Source organism: Variovorax sp. 350MFTsu5.1 (assembly GCF_048302515.1).
GTDB lineage: Bacteria > Pseudomonadota > Gammaproteobacteria > Burkholderiales > Burkholderiaceae_C > Variovorax > Variovorax guangxiensis.
Genome location: NZ_CP157620.1, coordinates 5,826,499 through 5,844,502 on the forward strand (window position 1 = coordinate 5,826,499; position 18,004 = coordinate 5,844,502).

At 63.5% G+C, this 18,004-nt stretch carries 12 protein-coding genes and 1 tRNA gene; 7 read left to right on the plus strand and 6 right to left on the minus strand.

What is annotated here, in order from left to right:
• Window positions 1–6: 6 nt before the first annotated feature.
• On the minus strand, window positions 7–1,836 hold the full coding sequence (gene oxc, locus ABL843_RS26650) for an oxalyl-CoA decarboxylase (RefSeq protein ID WP_126023600.1): 1,830 nt from the start codon (window positions 1,834–1,836) through the stop codon (window positions 7–9).
• Window positions 1,837–1,987: 151 nt separating this feature from the next.
• On the opposite strand from oxc, the gene ABL843_RS26655 reads away from it, so the two are divergent.
• Window positions 1,988–2,596: a Crp/Fnr family transcriptional regulator gene (locus ABL843_RS26655; protein WP_126023601.1), complete on the plus strand. Its 609-nt coding sequence runs from the start codon at window positions 1,988–1,990 to the stop codon at window positions 2,594–2,596.
• Between the two features lie 164 nt (window positions 2,597–2,760).
• Here ABL843_RS26655 and ABL843_RS26660 read toward each other — a convergent pair whose 3' ends face one another.
• From ABL843_RS26660 to ABL843_RS26675, 4 genes are all read right to left on the minus strand, one after another.
• Window positions 2,761–3,597, minus strand: coding sequence for a cytidylate kinase family protein (locus ABL843_RS26660; RefSeq protein ID WP_184640801.1), 837 nt, complete (start codon window positions 3,595–3,597; stop codon window positions 2,761–2,763).
• Between the two features lie 16 nt (window positions 3,598–3,613).
• Window positions 3,614–5,146, minus strand: a complete 1,533-nt coding sequence (locus tag ABL843_RS26665; RefSeq protein ID WP_418117901.1) for a tripartite tricarboxylate transporter permease — start codon at window positions 5,144–5,146, stop codon at window positions 3,614–3,616.
• Window positions 5,147–5,177: 31 nt separating this feature from the next.
• Window positions 5,178–5,699 carry a tripartite tricarboxylate transporter TctB family protein gene (locus ABL843_RS26670; RefSeq protein WP_126023604.1) on the minus strand — a complete coding sequence of 174 codons (522 nt, stop codon included), beginning with the start codon at window positions 5,697–5,699 and terminating at the stop codon, window positions 5,178–5,180.
• A 115-nt stretch (window positions 5,700–5,814) separates the two neighbouring features.
• Window positions 5,815–6,846 carry a Bug family tripartite tricarboxylate transporter substrate binding protein gene (locus ABL843_RS26675; protein ID WP_126023605.1) on the minus strand — a complete coding sequence of 344 codons (1,032 nt, stop codon included), beginning with the start codon at window positions 6,844–6,846 and terminating at the stop codon, window positions 5,815–5,817.
• Between the two features lie 253 nt (window positions 6,847–7,099).
• On the opposite strand from ABL843_RS26675, the gene ABL843_RS26680 reads away from it, so the two are divergent.
• Window positions 7,100–7,174: transfer RNA gene (locus tag ABL843_RS26680), tRNA-Arg, on the plus strand.
• A gap of 174 nt (window positions 7,175–7,348) precedes the next feature.
• Window positions 7,349–8,578, plus strand: coding sequence for a tyrosine-type recombinase/integrase (locus ABL843_RS26685; protein ID WP_418117902.1), 1,230 nt, complete (start codon window positions 7,349–7,351; stop codon window positions 8,576–8,578).
• A 378-nt stretch (window positions 8,579–8,956) separates the two neighbouring features.
• Here the strand turns inward: ABL843_RS26685 and panD are convergent, their stop codons facing one another.
• Window positions 8,957–9,358, minus strand: coding sequence for an aspartate 1-decarboxylase (gene panD, locus ABL843_RS26690; RefSeq protein WP_418120525.1), 402 nt, complete (start codon window positions 9,356–9,358; stop codon window positions 8,957–8,959).
• Window positions 9,359–9,533: 175 nt separating this feature from the next.
• Here panD and ABL843_RS26695 point away from each other — a divergent pair, with 175 nt between their 5' ends.
• The 4 genes from ABL843_RS26695 (at window position 9,534) to ABL843_RS26710 (ending at window position 17,911) form a co-directional block, all read left to right on the plus strand.
• Window positions 9,534–11,354 carry an ABCB family ABC transporter ATP-binding protein/permease gene (locus ABL843_RS26695; protein WP_418117903.1) on the plus strand — a complete coding sequence of 607 codons (1,821 nt, stop codon included), beginning with the start codon at window positions 9,534–9,536 and terminating at the stop codon, window positions 11,352–11,354.
• Window positions 11,355–11,440: 86 nt separating this feature from the next.
• The gene (locus ABL843_RS26700; protein WP_418117904.1) at window positions 11,441–12,211 is read left to right on the plus strand and encodes an SDR family oxidoreductase; all 771 of its coding nucleotides are present in this window, start codon (window positions 11,441–11,443) and stop codon (window positions 12,209–12,211) included.
• A 1,068-nt stretch (window positions 12,212–13,279) separates the two neighbouring features.
• A complete protein-coding gene (locus ABL843_RS26705) occupies window positions 13,280–13,495 on the plus strand; it encodes an MbtH family protein (RefSeq protein WP_418117905.1) in 216 nt (71 codons plus the stop codon).
• Window positions 13,496–13,618: 123 nt separating this feature from the next.
• Window positions 13,619–17,911, plus strand: coding sequence for a MupA/Atu3671 family FMN-dependent luciferase-like monooxygenase (locus ABL843_RS26710; RefSeq protein WP_418117906.1), 4,293 nt, complete (start codon window positions 13,619–13,621; stop codon window positions 17,909–17,911).
• The last annotated feature ends 93 nt before the right edge of the window (window positions 17,912–18,004 follow it).

Sequence of the window (18,004 nt, forward strand, 5' to 3'; positions counted from 1 at the left end):
CGCGGGTTACTTCTTCTTCGCCGTGGCGGGGTTCAGGCTCGTGATGCGGCCGCTCTCGGTGCCCGCCGTCTCGTCGATGACGGCGTTGATGAGGGTCGGGCGGCCCGAGGCGACGGCCTCGGCGAGGGCCTTCTGCAGCTCGTCGGCGGTGGTGGCGTTCACGCCCACGCCGCCGAAGGCTTCCATCAGCTTGTCGTAGCGCGCGTTCTTGACGAACACGGTGGGCGCCACGTCGCTCGTGCCGCTGGGGTTCACGTCGGTGCCGCGGTAGACGCCGTTGTTGTTGAAGACGATCACGCAGACCGGCAGGTTGTAGCGGCAGATGGTTTCCACCTCCATGCCGCTGAAGCCGAAGGCGCTGTCGCCCTCGATGGCGATCACCGGCTTGCCCGTGACCACGGCCGCGGCCACGGAGAAGCCCATGCCGATGCCCATGATCCCCCAGGTGCCCACGTCCAGGCGCTTGCGCGGCTCGTACATGTCGACGATGCTGCGCGCGAAGTCCAGCGTGTTGGCGCCCTCGTTGACGACGATGGCGTCGGGCCGCGCCTTCACCTGGTCGCGGATCACGCTCAGCGCGCTGTGGAAGTTCATCGGCGAGGGCCGCGCGGCCAGCGTGGCGGCCATCTTCGACAGGTTCTTGTCCTTGCGCTCGGCGATGGCGCCGGTCCATTCGGCCGGCGGCCTGGCCCACTTGGCGTCGATGCCGGCCAGCAGCGCCGCCACGCAGGAGCCGATGTCGCCGATCACCGGCGCCTCGATGGCGACATTGCTGTCGATCTCGGTCGGGGCGATGTCGATCTGGATGAATCGCTTGGCGCCCTTCTCCTGAGCCCAGGTCTTGCCCTTGCCGTGCGAGAGCAGCCAGTTCAGGCGCGCGCCGATCAGCACCACCACGTCGGCTTCCTGCAGCACGTAGGAGCGCGCGGCCGATGCCGACTGCGCGTGCGTGTCGGGCAGCAGGCCCTTGGCCATGGACATCGGCAGGTAGGGAATACCCGTCTTCTCGACCAGCGCGCGGATGTCGGCGTCGGCCTGCGCGTAGGCGGCACCCTTGCCGAGCAGGATCAGCGGACGCTTGGCGCCCTTGAGCAGTTCGAGGGCGCGGTTCACCGCGTCGGCAGCGGGAATCTGGCGCGGCGCGGCGTCCACCACCTTGATGAGCGAGGCCTTGCCGGCGGCCGCTTCCATGGTCTGCGCGAAGAGCTTGGCCGGCAGGTCGAGGTAGACGCCGCCCGGACGGCCCGAGAGCGCGGCGCGGATGGCGCGCGCGATGCCCACGCCGATGTCCTGCGCATGCAGCACGCGGAAGGCGGCCTTGCACAGCGGCTTGGCGATGGCCAGCTGGTCCATCTCCTCGTAGTCGCCCTGCTGCAGGTCGACGATCTCGCGCTCGCTGGAGCCGCTGATGAGGATCATCGGGAAGCAGTTGGTGGTGGCGTTGGCAAGCGCGGTCAGGCCGTTGAGGAAGCCGGGCGCCGACACGGTCAGGCAGATGCCGGGCTTCTGCGTGAGGAAGCCGGCGGCCGCCGCCGCGTTGCCGGCGTGCTGCTCGTGGCGGAAGGAGATCACGCGCAGCCCTTCGGCCTGGGCCATGCGCGTGAGGTCGGTGATCGGGATGCCGGGCAGGCCGAAGATGGTGTCGATGCCGTTGAGCTTGAGGGCATCGATGACGAGGTGGAAGCCGTCGATGGTCTCGCCCTCGGGCGCGTTGTCTTCCGTCACGCTCTTGAGCGCGCGCACCACCGCGTCGCCGTCGGCGTCACGGGTTTTCGCGGACTTGAGGGCTTCGCTCAGCGTGGTGGTCGCCTCTTTCTCTGTTCTGACTGAAGACATGTCTCTCCTTCTGCATGGGTGAATGGCCGAGGCCCGAGCCGCGACTATGATTCGGGCCAAACTTTCGGCCGTTGACCTCGGTCAACTTTCCCGAAAACGGCGACGGCCCCGATGACCGGCGCCGGCAGCGAAATCGAGCAAGACGGTGACCATGACGACGTTGGAAAACCATCCGGAGAAGAACATCATTCGCGCCCAGCTGCGGCAGAACGTGCTTCTCAAGGACCTGAGCGAAGCCGACCGCGCGGAGCTCGAGGCGCATCTGGTCATCGTGGACGGCAACAAGGGCGAGTTCCTGCTGCACCAGGGCGTGCGGGAGATGGAGCAGTACTTCATCCTCGACGGCATCCTCAAGCGGGTGGTAAGCAACCCGGAGGGCAAGGAAATGATCCTTCGCTTCGCCGACGAGAACGACATGGAGACGAGCTACGCTGCGCTGCGGCTGGGCACGCCCACGCCCTACGGCATCGTCTGCGTGACCAAGGCGCGGGTGGCGAGCCTGCCGCTGAAGGAGTGGATCGCCTTTCTGAACAGGCATCCCGAGACCAAGGAGCTGTTCGAGTTCCTCGTGATGCGCGGCATGAGCGAGATCATGGCGCACACGATCACGCTGCACCTGCTCGACGCCGCCGGGCGCGTGCACCGCTTCATGCGCAAGCACCCGGAGCTGGAAGACCGGATTCCGAGCAAGGAACTGGCTTCGTATCTGAATCTGTCGGCGGAAACCCTTAGCCGGTTGAGGAAGCGCGGAAAGATCTGAGTCTGTCTTGGCATTGGTTCCCTCTCCCGCTTGCGGGAGAGGGTCAGGGTGAGGGTGCGGCGGCTTCCATCGCAGCACCATTGGCAAGTTCCAGCGCCCTTCCCTCACCCCAGCCCTCTCCCGCACACGGGAGAGGGAGCAAGACCGAATACAGAGCCCGGCGCTCAGGTCTGCTTCGCCGAAGCAAAGCGCCGCGTGCTGGCCATCAGCCTCAGCTGGTTGTGCACGCCGCTCACGCCCGAGACCTCAGCCGCGACAGCCTCGGCCTGCGCCCGCTCGTCGGAATTCAGCACGATTCCGCGCAGCAGCAGTTCGCCATGATTCGCGGTGATCGTCACGTTGATGTCCCGCGTCGCCTCGTGCTCCTTCAGCGCCGCGCGCACGCGCGCCTCCAGCGCCATGTTGGCGAGCAGCGCACGCGAGGCCGGTGTTTCGGCGAACTCGGGGCGGTTCACCATCAGCCTGATCTGCTCCACGCAACTTTCCACCGACAGCCGGTCGGTGTTGAGCACCAGGTCGTAGAGCACCGGGTCGCCCCAGGTCACGCCGAACTGCGCGTGCATGCGGGCGGCGTGCGCCTGGTCGCTGCGGCGGATCTCGGCTTCGGCGAACTCGGCGTCGTCGGTCTCGAGGTCGCCCATCAGCCACTCGACGCGCTTCTTCATCGAGCGCGTGATGCGCACGCACACCACGTGCGGCACCGGCCGCAGCAGGCAGGTGGCGCCCCAGCCGCGCAGCACCACGTTGCCGCGGTCGGCCAGCGCGAAGAGTTCTTCGGCGGTGTAGAGCGCCACGCTGCGCCGGTCGGTGGTGAGGCGCTCCACCAGGCCTGCCTTGCCGCTGCGCAGCCGGCCGATGAGGCTGGTAGAGACCTGCATGCGGTCCGCGACGTGCTCGATGACCTCGTGGCGCATCACGGCGAGGCCCAGCGTCTCGGCGAGTTTCAGCGAAACATCCTTCGCGAGAGAACCCATCTCCTGGGTCAGTGCGATCACTGGCATGTGCTGGCCTCCTTCGTCAATCCACCGGCCGTTCGACGGCGAACTCGTCGGCCTTCTTCGGCTTCCTGACGAAGGCCAGCGCCTTGGAGATCAGCGGCCAGAACAGCAGCACCAGCGCCAGCGTGGTGATGGTGCCCACCAGCGGGTTGGAGAACATCACCATCACGTCGCCCTGCGACACCAGCATGGCCTGGCGGAAGGAGTCTTCCGCCTTGTCGCCGAGCACCAGCGCCAGCACCAGCGGCGCGAGCGGGAAGTCGAGCTTCTTGAAGAGATAGCCCAGCACGCCGAATCCCAGCATGAACCAGATGTCGAGCATCGCGTTGTGCACGGTGTAGGCGCCGATGGCGCAGATCACGATGATGACCGGCGCGATGATCGAGAACGGAATGCGCAGGATCGATGCGAACAGCGGCACGGTGCTCAGTACCACGATCAGCCCGACGATGTTGCCGAGGTACATGCTCGCGATGAGGCCCCAGACGAAGTCCTTCTGCTCGACGAAGAGCAGCGGCCCGGGCTGCAGGCCCCAGATCAGCAGGCCGCCCAGCAGCACCGCGGCGGTGGGTGAGCCGGGAATGCCCAGCGCCAGCATCGGCAGCAGCGCGCTGGTGCCGGCCGCGTGCGCGGCGGTCTCGGGCGCGACCACGCCTTCGGCTTCGCCTGTGCCGAACTTCGCACCCTTCTTCGACATCTTCTTGGCGAGGCCGTAGGCCATGAAGGAAGCCGGCGTGGCACCGCCGGGCGTGATGCCCATCCAGATGCCGATGAGCGAGCTGCGGATGGAGGTCATCCAGTACCTGGGCAGCTGCTTCCAGGTCTGCCACACCACCTTCGGATCGATCTTGGCGCTCTTGCCGGAGAACTTCAGGCCCTCTTCCATCGACAGCAGGATCTCGCCGATACCGAACAGGCCGATCACCGCGATCAGGAAGTCGAAGCCGCGCATCAGCTCGGGCTGGCCGAAGGTCAGGCGCAGCTGGCCGGTGACGGTGTCCATGCCCACGCTGGCGAGCGCGAAGCCCAGCGCCATCGACGCGAGGATCTTGAAGGGCGAGCCCTTGCCCATGCCCACGAAACTGCAGAAGGTCAGCAGGTACACCGCGAAGAACTCGGGCGAGCCGAACTTGAGCGCGAACTTCGCGACCAGCGGCGCGAGGAAGGTGATCATCACCACCGCGAGGAACGCGCCCACGAAGGAGGACGTGAACGCGGTGGTGAGCGCCGCGCCCGCCTGCCCGTTCTGCGCCATCGGGTAGCCGTCGAAGGTGGTGGCCACCGACCATGGCTCGCCCGGTATGTTGAACAGGATCGAGGTGATGGCCCCGCCGAAGAGCGCTCCCCAGTAGATGCACGACAGCATGATGATGGCCGAGGTCGGCGACATCGTGAAGGTGAGCGGCAGCAGGATCGCCACGCCGTTGGCGCCGCCGAGCCCCGGCAGCACCCCGATCAGCACGCCGAGGATGATGCCGAGGAACATCAGGCCGATGTTCATCGGCGAGAGGATCACGTAGAAGCCCTGCATCAGGGCACTGATTTCTTCCATTTCGCTTGTGCTCCGTGAGTGTGGGGTTCAGTCAGTAGCCGAGGAACCGAAGCGGATCGAGCGCGCCCTTGAACAGCGGCACCTTGAACCAGACCTCGAACATGCAGAAGAAGAGCGCGTTCACGGCCAGCGCGGCGAACACGCTCTTGAACCACGCGTACTTGCCCAGCACCATCATGAAGAGCGCGATGTAGATCGCCGACGCCACGTAGATGCCGAGGAAGGAAATCGCCAGCACGTAGACCGTGGCCGGCACGAGCACCGACAGCACGCGCCTGAGCTGCACCGAGTCGACGAAGACCGCGGTGTTGCGGTTCTTGCCCAGCAGCGACTGGTAGAGGATGCCGGCGCCCGAGATCGTGATGATCACGCCGATGAAGAACGGGAAGTAGCCCGCGCCGGGGCCGTCGGTGGTCCAGCCGGCGCCGAGCTTGCGCGCCTCGAAGACCACCACCAGGCCGATGACCAGCAGCGCCACGGCCACCGCCGCTTCTACGAGGTGGGTGGAGATGCCCGTGCGCGCCGGGCCCCCGGATGATTCGTCGTGCTCCATGGAGCCCCCATCGTGGTTGTTTGAAAAAAGAAGGAATGCGGAATGCGGCGTGCGCCCGCGGCGCACGCGCCCGCTGCCGCGGGGCGCGGCAGTCGGTCGTCGGCGGTCTGCCCGCCTACTTGTTGCTCGCGAGGAAGCCCGCGTCGGACATCAGCGTGCGGTGCGTGGTCTCGGCCTCGGCGAGCCACTTCGCGAAGGCGTCGCCGGTCATGAAGGTCGGGTTGAAGGCGCCCTTCTCCATGTACTCCTTCCACTCCGGCGTGGCCGCCACCTTGGTCAGCAGGTCCTTGTAGAAGGCGAGCTGGTCGGGGGTGACGCCCGGCGGCATGAAGATGCCGCGCAGCATCGTGTACCTGGTCGGCACGCCCGCTTCCTTGCAGGTGGGGATGTCGTTCCACGACTGTGTGTCGGTGACCTTGGCCTTGAAGGGCATGCGCTCGTCGTCGAACACGCACAGCGCGCGCAGCTTGCCCGCGCGCCATTGCGCCACCGCCTCGATCGGGTTGTTCACCGTCGACTGCACGTGCCCGCCCACCAGCTGCACCGCCACCTCGCCGCCGCCCTTGAACGGCACGTAGATGAATTTGGTGCCGGTGGCCTTCTCGAGCGCGACCGTGATGATCTGGTCTTCCTGCTTCGAGCCGGTGCCGGCCATCTTGAACTTGTTCGGCCCCGCGGTCTTCACCGCCGCGACGTACTCGCCCGCGCTCTTGTAGGGCTCGGAGGCGTTGGTCCACAGCACGAACTGATCGAGCGCCAGCATCGCGACCGGCGTCATGTCCTTCCAGTTGAAGGGCACGCCCGTGGCCATCGGCGTGGTGAACAGGTTCGACAGCGAGATGACGATCTTGTGCGGATCGCCCTTTGCCTCCTTCACCGCCAGGAAGCCCTCGGCGCCCGCGCCGCCGGACTTGTTGACGACGATCAGCGGCTCCTTCATCAGCTTGTATTTGATGACGATGCCCTGCAGCAGCCGTCCCATCTGGTCGGCGCCCCCGCCGGTGCCGGCGGGAATCACGAACTCCACCGGCTTGGTGGGTTCCCATGCGAAGGCAGGCGCGGCACCGGTCGCCAGCGCCATCGCGGCGGTTGTCGTGGCAAGAACGGCAGTCGCGCGGCTCAGAACATTCAAGGCGATCTTCTTCATCAGGTTGTCTCCTGTGTAGTGATTTCGCTCTTTTTTGTTCTTGAATCTGAGCAGAGATGCGAACGGGCACGATGGTGCGCGCCAGAGATTCGAGGCGGCTTGATCGCGGTCAACTTTTTGCAGATTTCGTATCGGGGTAAGCCCGCGCTGGCGATGCGCGAGGGGCCGGGCGCAGCCCCGGCCGGGACTGTCATCGCGAACCCTATAAAATCGCGGGCGCACCGCGGCTCGCCGCTTCGTGCATCCCCATCCGGTCTTCGTAGTTCAATGGATAGAACGGGGTCCTCCTAAGACTCAGATACAGGTTCGATTCCTGTCGAAGGCACCAAGAGCCCGATTCACGGCGTCTCAAGCAGCATCAAAACCCGCACGTTTCCCAGCGTGGCGGGTTTTTTCTTTGCCTCGCGACGACCCGCGGCGTAGCATCCCATCTGTCGGAAATACCGTTACTTTTGCCGGTATCCCGGAAATCCCCGTGACGAGATACCGTTAAGGAGTCGAGATGGCGCTGACAGACACATTTGTTCGGCAGGTGAAGCCCACCGGGAAGCCCATCGGCGACAAATATGCCGATGGCGCTGGCATGTACCTGTTGGCGAAGCCCGCCGGGAAATACTGGCGAATGGACTACACCTTCGCCGGCAAACGCAAAACGCTGGCGCTGGGAACCTACCCCGAGGTCTCGCTGGCCAAAGCTCGGGATCGCCGGGCCGCAGCCCGCGAACTGCTGGCAGACGGGACTGACCCCAGCGCGGCCAAGCGCGAAGAAAAGAGAGCCCGAGCCGACGCAGCGGCGAATACGTTCGAGGCGGTTGCGCGAGAGTGGCTGGGAAAGACTGCAGCCAAACGAGCGAGTGGAACGCAACTCAAGGTCAAGACATGGCTTGAGAAGGACGTGTTCCCCTTCATCGGCAAGATGCCCATCTCCACAATCGGTCCGCGCGACATTCTGGAGCGAGTTGTCCGCAAGCTGGAAGCACGCGGCGCTATCGACACTGCCCATCGCGTTAAGCAGCTTTGCGGGCAGGTATTTCGCTTCGCAGTGGTGTCAGGACTGGCAGAGAGGGACGTAACCGCCGATCTGAGCGAAGCTCTGGCCTCGAAAGCGACCAAGCACTTCGCCGCCATTACCGAGCCCAAGCGAGTCGGGGACCTGATGCGCTCGATCCATGCCTATAGCGGCCACCCCACTACCGTTGCCGCGCTGAAGCTTTCCCCTCTGCTGTTTGTTCGGCCTGGCGAGTTGCGCACCGCGGAATGGGCCGAGATCGACCTGGACGCGGCCGAGTGGCGCATCGCCGGCCTGAAGATGAAGATGAAGGTCGATCACGTCGTGCCACTGGCAATCCAAGCGGTCGAGATCCTGCGGAACCTCCACCCGATCACCGGCCACGGACGCTACGTCTTTCCCAGCATTCGCACGGGTGAGCGCCCAATGAGCGAAAACACGATCAATGCCGCCCTGCGCGGGATGGGGTACAGCGCCGAGGTCCATACTGCCCATGGCTTCAGAGCAACCGCGCGAACCATCATGGACGAGGTGCTCGGAGAGCGCGTGGACTTCATCGAGCATCAGCTTGCCCACATGGTCAAGGATACCAACGGTCGTGCGTATAACCGCACCGCACATCTCCCCGCGCGCCGGGAAATGATGCAGCGCTGGGCGGACTACCTGGACAAGCTGCGCATCGGCGGCGACGTGATTCCCTTGGAGCCGCGCCAGATGACATAGCGCCAAGGATCGGTGAAATATCGATCACTCTCAATCGCTCTGGCCAGTGCCATCGCGACCGATGGCTTCACGAATCGTCTGGACCAGTGGTTCCGTTCCTGCCGCTGGCCTTCCTCGTCGGCTTCATCGACACGAGCACGATAGGATGGACCGACAACCAGCGCCCGAGGTCGGCCCAGTCCGCGCGATCAACTGCCACAATTTCGTTCGCTTCTCACGTCCCCATCGAGGGTTTTGAGAGAGTCCTCTGATGGAGTCAAGCTCGATCCCGTTCGAGCGTGTGATCGGCGCCCAGAGCTCATTGAATCGGGTTGCTTACGTAACGAAAACCAGCCACGTCGCGCTATGTCATGTACTCCCAGACGACAGCAACAGGACTCACGCCAGTGCAGATTCACCCGAGGCCTGCTGCACCGGGATGTGAGCACGCTCTTCCTTGATGCGATTCGCACCGTCCACGAACACCAGTTTGGGCAGGTGTCCCGCCACGCTGTCCTCCGACACCAAGCCAAAGGCGGCAATGATCAGCAGGTCTCCGACGGAGGCGCGGCGTGCGGCCGAGCCGTTGACTGAGATGATGCCGCTGCCGCGTTCGCCACGGATGGCGTAGGTTACGAAGCGCTCGCCGTTGTTGATATTCCTGATGTGCACTTGCTCGTTCTCGGCGAGATTTGCAGCATCGAGCAAGTCCTCGTCGATCGCGCAAGAACCTTCATAGTGCAGTTCGCAATCGGTGACGGTGGCGCGATGAATCTTGGATTTGAGCAATGTTCGGAACATGATCGGGGAAGTTTCCATGAAGGTTTCTGAACGCGTTGCCGTCCCCTCTTTGACAACGCACGTTTCGACGCACGGGGGCAGGCCGGGCCGAGTGTAGGCAGGCTCCCGATTCGGGGCAATCGCCGATTCCGCTTCACAGGTGGGCACAATTCGAGCGCAACAATTCAGGCGCCACATGCGAAGCATCGACACAAGAAAAACGTCTGTAGTTCTTTCGACTGATTCCAAGCAAGCCGCTCGTTCCGACAGAGAAACACTCCGTCGCCTCGTCCCCTATCTGTGGCAATACAAGTGGCGAGTGCTCGCTGCGCTCACCTTCATGATCGCTGCCAAGGTGGCGAATGTCGGCGTGCCAGTGCTGCTCAAGGTCCTGATCGATGCCGTAACGCCCAGGCCCGACATCAAACAGGCGCTGGTCATTGTCCCGATCGGCCTGTTGCTTGCCTACGGAACGCTTCGTCTTTCAATGACGCTTTTCACCGAGATGCGTGACCTGGTGTTCGCCAAGGCCGCCGAAGGAACAGCGCGCAGAATTTCTCTGGAGGTGTTCAGTCACCTGCATTCCCTGAGCCTGCGCTTCCATCTGGACCGTCAGACCGGAGGCATGACGCGCGACATCGATCGCGGTACTCGCAGCGTTCAGGCCCTGATCTCGATGGTGCTCTACAACATCGTGCCGACGTTGGTCGAACTGACGCTGGTGCTGGCGGTTCTCGGCGTGAAGTTCGGCTTGTTCTTCATCTGGATCACTTTGGGTGCACTGGCCCTGTACATCTGTTTCACCGTCGCCGTCACGGAGTGGCGCACCAAGTTCCGAAGAACCATGAACGAGTTCGCCGCGGTCGCCCAGACCCGGGCGATCGATTCATTGCTGAACTACGAAACCGTCAAGTACTTCAACAACGAGGAGTTTGAAGCCAGACGGTATGACGCCAGTCTCGACCACTACCGCAAGGCGGCCGTCAAGAGCCAGCGCACGTTAAGCATGCTCACCATCGGCCAGCAAGTGCTGGTGACGGGAAGCCTTGTGCTCATGCTTTGGCATACGACCTCGGGCGTTGTCGAGGGCCGTATGACCCTGGGCGACCTGGTGATGGTCAATGCCTTCATGATCCAGCTCTACATTCCATTGAACTTCCTGGGCGTGGTCTACCGGGAGATGAAGCAAAGCTTCACCGACGTAGACAAGATGTTCGTCCTGTTGGACGAGAAGCGCGAAGTGCTCGATGTACCAGGAGCTCAGGCTCTCGCAGGCTCGGATTTCACCGTGCGATTCGAGGACGTAAGCTTCGCCTACGAGCCCGCGCGGCCCACCCTCAAGCACGTGAGCTTCGAGATCCCGGCCGGCAAGACGGTGGCCGTGGTCGGCCCCTCGGGCTCGGGCAAGTCGACGCTCGCGCGGCTGCTGTACCGCTTCTACGACGTGCAGCAAGGCCGCATCACCATCGGTGGCGAGGACATCCGCGAAGTGACGCAGTCGAGCGTGCGCAAGGCCATAGGCATCGTTCCTCAGGACACGGTGCTCTTCAACGACACTGTCGAATACAACATCGCCTACGGCCGCCCGGGCGCCACGCGTGAAGAGGTGGAAGCCGCCGCCCGCGCCGCGCGCATCCACGACTTCATCGTGGCCACGCCCAAGGGCTACGAAACGACCGTGGGCGAGCGCGGCCTGAAGCTCTCGGGCGGCGAGAAGCAGCGCGTGGCGATCGCGCGCACGCTGCTGAAGAACCCGCCGATCGTGATCTTCGACGAGGCCACCTCGGCGCTCGATTCGGCCAATGAGCGCGCGATCCAGTCCGAACTCAAGAATGCCGCGCAGGGCAAGACCACGCTGGTCATTGCGCACCGGCTGTCGACGGTGGTCGATGCGCACGAGATCCTGGTGCTCGAAAGCGGCGTGATCGTCGAGCGCGGCACGCATGCGCAACTGCTCGCGAAGCAGGGCCACTATGCCCGTATGTGGCAACTGCAGAAGATCGAGGATCCCGGATAGTGAGCGTCCGTGGCCTTTCTAGGCAGAATCAAATCACTCGACCCAAGGTCGTCTCCGAATCCCAATCCACTCGGAATCCCGCTCCCATGGACCTGACAAAGTTGTTCTCGCTCAAAGGCCGCACGGCGCTCATCACAGGGGGCTCGCGTGGCATCGGCCGGGTGATCGCGCAGGCCTATCTGATACAGGGGGCCCGGGTCTATATCTCGGCGAGAGACCTGGACGGCTGCGAGCGCGCCGCGGCCGAGTTGTCCAAGTTCGGAGAGGTTTTCGCGTTGCCCGCCGATGTCTCGACATTCGACGGCGCGCAGGAACTCTCGAATGCCTACGCGAAACGCGAGAACTCGCTGGACATCTTGGTCAACAACGCGGGGACGGCTTGGGGAGCCCCCTTTGACGAGTTTCCCGAGACCGGATGGGACAAGGTGGTCGACTTGAACCTCAAGACACCTTTCTTCCTGACGCAGTGCCTGGCGCCCTTGCTGCGCAAGGCTGTCGGGCAGAATCTGCCTAAAGTGATCAATATTGCTTCGGTTGATGGCATCTCCGTCGGTCCACGGGAGACCTATTCGTATGCTGCCAGCAAAGCGGGCTTGATTCAGCTCACACGATTGATGGCACTGAGGCTCGCGCCCGAACGCATTGTGGTGAGCGCCATCGCCCCTGGAGCATTTGCTACCGACCTCAACAAGAGTGCGCGGGACCATGGCGACGATGTCGCGGCCTACATTCCCCTGGGCCGCATCGGCACGCCAGAGGACATTGCAGGGGCCGCCGTTTATCTCGCGTCGCGCGCCGGCGACTATGTCGTCGGTTCAACGCTGATCGTCGACGGCGGAGCGACCCATGCGAGGTGAGGTTCCAAGTCATCGTGGCTCCCTTAGGGCAGCTCGACCGTAGATTTTGGTCCGCCATTCGGTGCAAAGCATCCAAGCTCTCGTGCTTCTGACCAGCGGGCCGAGGGCAATACGTGACCACGGCTGCGACCGGCGATCTCCACGCGGGACTTTTCTTGCGCGGGACCCTTTAGCTTGCTTGGTTCCACCGACGCTCCATTGAACTCGACACGGTTTGACAGTTGCCAACAGCGAGCGTCCAAGGAAGAAACGTCTTGATCAATGGCGTGCATGCAAGACCGATGTCGTCGCCTTCGCACGACCGTCGGAATGTAGGTCATCATCGATGCCAACGGCAGGCCAGAGGGCCATTCCTGATCAAGCAGATGCGCATGCGATCGCTATGGCGAACCGGACGTTGCCGTGCGACGAACGGTTGGCCGCCGGCCTTCTCAGCGCACCACTCGGCGCGAAAAAACCTTGCCTTACACAGAGGTTGGTGAAAGGCATACGTCCTGACTGAGGCCCACGAGCACGGGCCTGCCTAGTGCATCCATCGTTGCATGGAGGGGCCTGGCATCGCAATCCTCGTCATGCCAAGGCAAAACCGGTGCGCACGTGAAGCATTGCGACCTGATCGGTCGATGTTGGCGAGGCTCCGCGCCGTTGTCGCCATCCCTGGACGCACGAACAACACGGACACGCACGTGGACGGGGCCGTGTCGCGCGCCCTACGGACACTCGCGGGGCACTAAACCGCGCGCTGCACGAGTTCAGTTGTACCAAGCAAATCGACGTCATGAATTTGGATTACATCCAAATTCAATTCGACCAAGTCATTCAAAAAATCTCGCATTCGGGCTGACGCAGAACTCAAACTAACCGCAATATCTTATTTCCAGAGAATTAATACTTTTCACTTTTTATAGAAGTTAAAAATTCACATTTTCGAAATAAGAAAAACGCATTCGTTGCACCTATATCTGGGTTGTGCTGGAATGTCACATCTTTTTTCACTTACACCAATTTTTCTGCGCAATTTGGTGGCACGCGCTGAAATCCGGCAGTCGTTCTTCTTGGAAAGATCTCATGACCAATCCTTTCGACAACAGTGACGCTTCCTTTGTGGTTCTGACCAACGACGAAAACCAGCATTCCATCTGGCCTGATTTCATCGAAATCCCCCAGGGCTGGAAAAAGGTCCACGGCCCCTCTGCCAAAGGCGACTGCCTCGAATTTGTCGAGAAAAACTGGACCGACATGCGCCCCAAAAGCCTTGCCCAAGCCATGGACGGACAGAGATAGCGCTCACTCCTCCCTTTCCGGCTATTTTCAAAAGGCTGGGCGGCTCTCCGTCCGGCGCGCCCGTTGTGCGCGGCCGGTCCGGATCGTTTGGCTTTCCCTAAACGCAAGTCAACAGGACTCCCCATGGCGTCGACCCCTGCAGACGGCTGGCCGCTGTCTTCCGCGCAACTCGGACTCTGGTTCGAACGGCAGTTCTATCCGAGCCATCCTTCCCACAACGTGGGCGAGTACATCGAGATTGCGGGTGCGCTGAATACGGAATTGTTCTTGCGATGCCTGCGAACGGCCGCCGAGGAGGCCCAGGCACTGGGCGCCCGCTTCATCGAGACGGACACCGCGCCCCGACAGTTCCTCGGCGGAAAGCTCAGGGAACAGTGCGTGAGCTTTGTCGACTTGAGCAGCGACGCCGATCCCCGTCGGTCGATGCTCGATGCGATCGACCGGAAGATGGAGGCGTCGCTCTCGCCGACCGACCCCGAGCTCTTTTCCTTCTGCCTGTTCAAGCTGTCCGCCGAGCGGTTCGCCTGGCACCACCTTTACCACCACATCGTCATCGACGGCTTTGGCTATTCCTTGGTCGCGCGCCGCGTCGCGGAGCTCTACACGGCCGCGCTTGAGCATCGCCCCGCGCCGCAAGCATGGTTCAAACCGATTTCCGGGCTTCTGGAGCTCGAGCAGGCGTACTTGTCCTCGGATGCGTTCAAGTCCGATCGCGATTTCTGGGAGGGCTACCTGGCGAGACTCCCCGCGCCAACCCGCTTCGGGGAAGGCACGCGCAGTTTCTCGCGCCTTCCGATCCGAAGCAGTTGCCGAATGGAGAAGCCGGCGCTCGAGGGCATGGCAGCGCTGGCTCGTGGGTCCGAGACATCGCTCGCGCGGACACTGATCGCGACCGTGGCCGCCTATCTGTTCCGCACCACCGGTGTGCGGAACCTGTCGATCGGCTTGCCGGTGTCGGGAAGATCCGCCGAGACACGGGCCATCCCCTGCATGATGTCGAACACGTTGCCCATGCACCTGTCGATTTCCCCGGAAATGACCATGCGGGACATCGTCAAGGTGGTCGACAGGGAAATCCGGACGGTGCTCGCGCATCAACGCTATCCGGCTTCGCGCCTGTACCTGGACGCCAAGAGGATCAGGGGCTACGGGAGCGACTTCGGCCCAGTGATCAATGTGATGCCCTTCAAGGAAGGCATTTCCTTCGGCGGGCTCGCGTCCAAGTCGCACAACACGTCCGCCCGCACCGCGGCCGATATCTCGTTCTCCTTCTTCATCGGCGAAGACAGCAGTGCCGATGTCTATTGCACGGCGAACGCTTCCGCCTACTCGCTCGCGGACGTGCAAGCGCATCAGCAACGGCTACTCCACTTCATCGATGCAGCGGTGGCTGATCCGGCACTCCCGGTCGCGAGGCTGGATATCCTGAGTGCCGAGGAACGCCAGCGCGTTCTCGTGGACTGGAACGGCGACGCCCCGGACGCTTTTCGCGACACGCTGGCGGATCTGTTCGAGCGACAGGTGGCCATGAACCCGCACGCGCGCGCCCTCTCTTTCGAAGCGTCCGACCTCTCGTACCAGGAGCTCAATCAGCAGGCGAATCGGCTTGCCCGCCATCTGAGTTCCCGCGGCATCGGACCGGACAGCATCGTTGCGCTGGCGCTGCCGCGCTCGCCCGAACTGGTGGTCAGCCTCCTAGCCGTCCTGAAGGCAGGTGCTGCGTACCTCGCGCTCGACCTCGACTATCCAGTGGATCGCCTGCGGTTCATGCTCGAGGATGCACGGCCCCGCTGCGTCATCTCGAAGTCCGACGTCTCCCATCTCCTCGCCGGCATTGAAACGCTCGACGTACGCCTCGACGCCCCGTCGTTCTGCGCCGAACTCTCGACCCTTCCGACGACGAACCTGACCAACGCGCAGCGTACGCGCACGCCCAGCCCGCTCGACCTCGCGTACGTGCTGTACACCTCGGGCTCCACGGGTCGGCCCAAGGGCGTTGCCGGTACTGCGAGAACGCTGCTTAACAGGCTGCGCTGGGACGTGGAGCGGGCCGGCGAAGAAACGGTGTACGCCCAGAGGACGACCCATAACTTCATCGATTTCGTCTGGGAAGTGCTCATGCCGCTCATTGGCGGACAGCGCCTGGTGGTGGTGCCGCCGCAGCTCAGCAAGGACGTGAACGGACTGATCACGCTGCTGGCATCCGAAAAGGTGACTCGGATCGTCCTGGTGCCGTCGCTGCTGGAAGCGATGCTCGAGGACGAATTCAAGGTCGGCGCTCGGCTGCCGCTTCTGCGGTATTGGTCCTGCGGTGGGGAAGCACTGACGCCGTCGCTGGCCGAGCGCTTCAGGAAAGCGCTGCCGCAGGCCCTGCTGGTCAACCTGTACGGCACCTCCGAATTCTGGGACGCGGCCGGTTGGATCAATCAAAGCTTCGATGGCCAGGGCTTGCCCAGCGTGCCGATCGGCACGCCCTTGCCGGGCGTGCAGGTCTATGTCCTGGATGCCCTGCTCCAGCCGGTCCCGCCCGGGGCGGTCGGCGAGCTGTATGTCGCGGGGGCCGGCCTTGCACGCGGCTACCTCGGCCGCCCTGCATTGACGGCCGAGCGCTTCGTGGCGAATCCTTTCGGGCCAAGCGGCGAGCGGATGTACCGGACCGGCGACCTGGCGCGCTGGAGCGCGGAAGGCGTGCTCGGGTATATGGGCCGGGTCGACCACCAGATCAAGCTTCGGGGATTCCGGGTCGAGCCCGGCGAAATCGAGGCGCAGCTGGTCAGGCACCCGCTGATCAAGCAGGCTTCCGTCGTGGCCCAGGAGGACGCGGCAGCGGGCAAGCACCTTGTCGCCTACCTGGTTGCGGACGAAGCTGCACTGCCCCAGCGCTCACGCTCACCGGGATTCGGGCTCTTCTACTTCGCCGATGCGAATCAGGGCCAGGAAGGCGAGCAGCTCTACCGGCTCTACGTGGAGGGAGCGAAGTTCGCGGACCGCAACGGCTTTACGGCCATCTGGACACCCGAGCGGCATTTCACCAAGGTGGCGGCCGCGTTCCCCAACCCGTCCGTGCTGAGTTCGGCCCTGGCCATGGTCACGCAGCACGTCCAATTGCGTGCGGGCAGTGTCGTGATGCCTCTGCACCATCCGCTGCGGGTCGCCGAGGAGTGGGCGGTGGTCGATCATCTCTCCGGAGGTCGCGTCGGTGTCGCGTTTGCCTCGGGATGGGTGCCAGAGGATTTCGTGCTGGCACCGGACCATTTCGCCGAGCGGTACCAGGTGATGCTCGAGGGCGTGGCGCAGGTGCGCGAACTCTGGCGCGGCGGCACGATGAGCGCACGAAACGGTGCAGGCCATACATCCCAAGTCCGTCTGCAGCCACGGCCCGTCCAGCCGGAGCTTCCGGTGTGGATCACGGCCACGCGGAGTCCGGCGACCTTCGAGGCTGCCGGGCGCATTGGCGCGAACGTGCTGACTGCACTGTTGAGCCTCACGATCCCGGAGCTGACCGAGAACATCCGGATCTACCGCGATGCGCTGCGCGCCAATGGACACGATCCGGACGCACACAAGGTGACGCTGATGCTGCATACCTTTGTCGGTCCCGACGACGCGACGGCACGCCAGGTGGCCCATGAGCCGATGGTCCAGTACTTCCAGTCGCACACGGAACTGCGCAAGAGCGTATCGAAGGATCTCTCTGGAGAAATCGCCAACAAGGCGATCGGCGAAGTCGACGAGGAACAGTTGGTCATTGCCGCGGTGCGCCGCTACTTCGGCACCGCATCGCTCATCGGCGGGCCCGAGAGCTGTCTGGCACTGGTGCGCAAGCTGGAGAAGATCGGCGTCGACGAGTTCGCCTGCCTGATCGACTTTGGCGTGCCGACGGCGCAGGTGCTTGAGAATCTGACGCATCTGGCGACGGTGATGAAGCGCTCGCGCACGGGACCGACACCGGACTCGGCGCAGATGCACACCGAACTCGCCACCACGCTGCCCGACCACATGGTGCCCACGCACTACGTGTGGATGGATGCACTGCCCCTCACGCCCAATGGGAAGCTGGATCGCAAGGCATTGCCGGTGGCGCACTTCGCTCCGAGAGAAGTCCGCGCACCCGGCACACCACAGGAAGAAGCGCTGGCCCAGCTCTTCGCTGAGATCCTGGGGGTGCCGCAAGTGGGCATCGACGATAGCTTCTTCGATTTGGGGGGGCACTCGCTGCTGGCGACACGCTTGATCAATCGCATTCGCACGACCATGGGCGTCGAGATCGGAATCCATACGCTGTTCGAGGCCTCTAGCGTGGCGCGATTGGCTGGCAAGCTGTCCGCCGCGCCCAAGGCGCGCACGGCCTTGCGTCCCGTCCGTCCGAGCAGCCAGTTGCCGCGACCCACCGTCCAGTACGACAACAGCCTCTGACACACAGGCAGGACGTGCGCACGCGAGTTGCAGTGATTCTTGCGCGCCAACGCTGCGCGCAGCCTGCGGGTTGGGCGTCCCCGCCCAGCCTTT

Excerpts from the sequence above, each read along its gene's own strand:
- oxc (WP_126023600.1), bottom strand. The coding sequence starts at position 1,836 with ATGTCTTCAGTCAGAACAGAGAAAGAGGCGACCACCACGCTGAGCGAA.
- ABL843_RS26655 (WP_126023601.1), top strand. The coding sequence starts at position 1,988 with ATGACGACGTTGGAAAACCATCCGGAGAAGAACATCATTCGCGCCCAG.
- ABL843_RS26660 (WP_184640801.1), bottom strand. The coding sequence starts at position 3,597 with ATGCCAGTGATCGCACTGACCCAGGAGATGGGTTCTCTCGCGAAGGAT.
- ABL843_RS26665 (WP_418117901.1), bottom strand. The coding sequence starts at position 5,146 with ATGGAAGAAATCAGTGCCCTGATGCAGGGCTTCTACGTGATCCTCTCG.
- ABL843_RS26670 (WP_126023604.1), bottom strand. The coding sequence starts at position 5,699 with ATGGAGCACGACGAATCATCCGGGGGCCCGGCGCGCACGGGCATCTCC.
- ABL843_RS26675 (WP_126023605.1), bottom strand. The coding sequence starts at position 6,846 with ATGAAGAAGATCGCCTTGAATGTTCTGAGCCGCGCGACTGCCGTTCTT.
- ABL843_RS26685 (WP_418117902.1), top strand. The coding sequence starts at position 7,349 with ATGGCGCTGACAGACACATTTGTTCGGCAGGTGAAGCCCACCGGGAAG.
- panD (WP_418120525.1), bottom strand. The coding sequence starts at position 9,358 with ATGTTCCGAACATTGCTCAAATCCAAGATTCATCGCGCCACCGTCACC.
- ABL843_RS26695 (WP_418117903.1), top strand. The coding sequence starts at position 9,534 with ATGCGAAGCATCGACACAAGAAAAACGTCTGTAGTTCTTTCGACTGAT.
- ABL843_RS26700 (WP_418117904.1), top strand. The coding sequence starts at position 11,441 with ATGGACCTGACAAAGTTGTTCTCGCTCAAAGGCCGCACGGCGCTCATC.
- ABL843_RS26705 (WP_418117905.1), top strand. The coding sequence starts at position 13,280 with ATGACCAATCCTTTCGACAACAGTGACGCTTCCTTTGTGGTTCTGACC.
- ABL843_RS26710 (WP_418117906.1), top strand. The coding sequence starts at position 13,619 with ATGGCGTCGACCCCTGCAGACGGCTGGCCGCTGTCTTCCGCGCAACTC.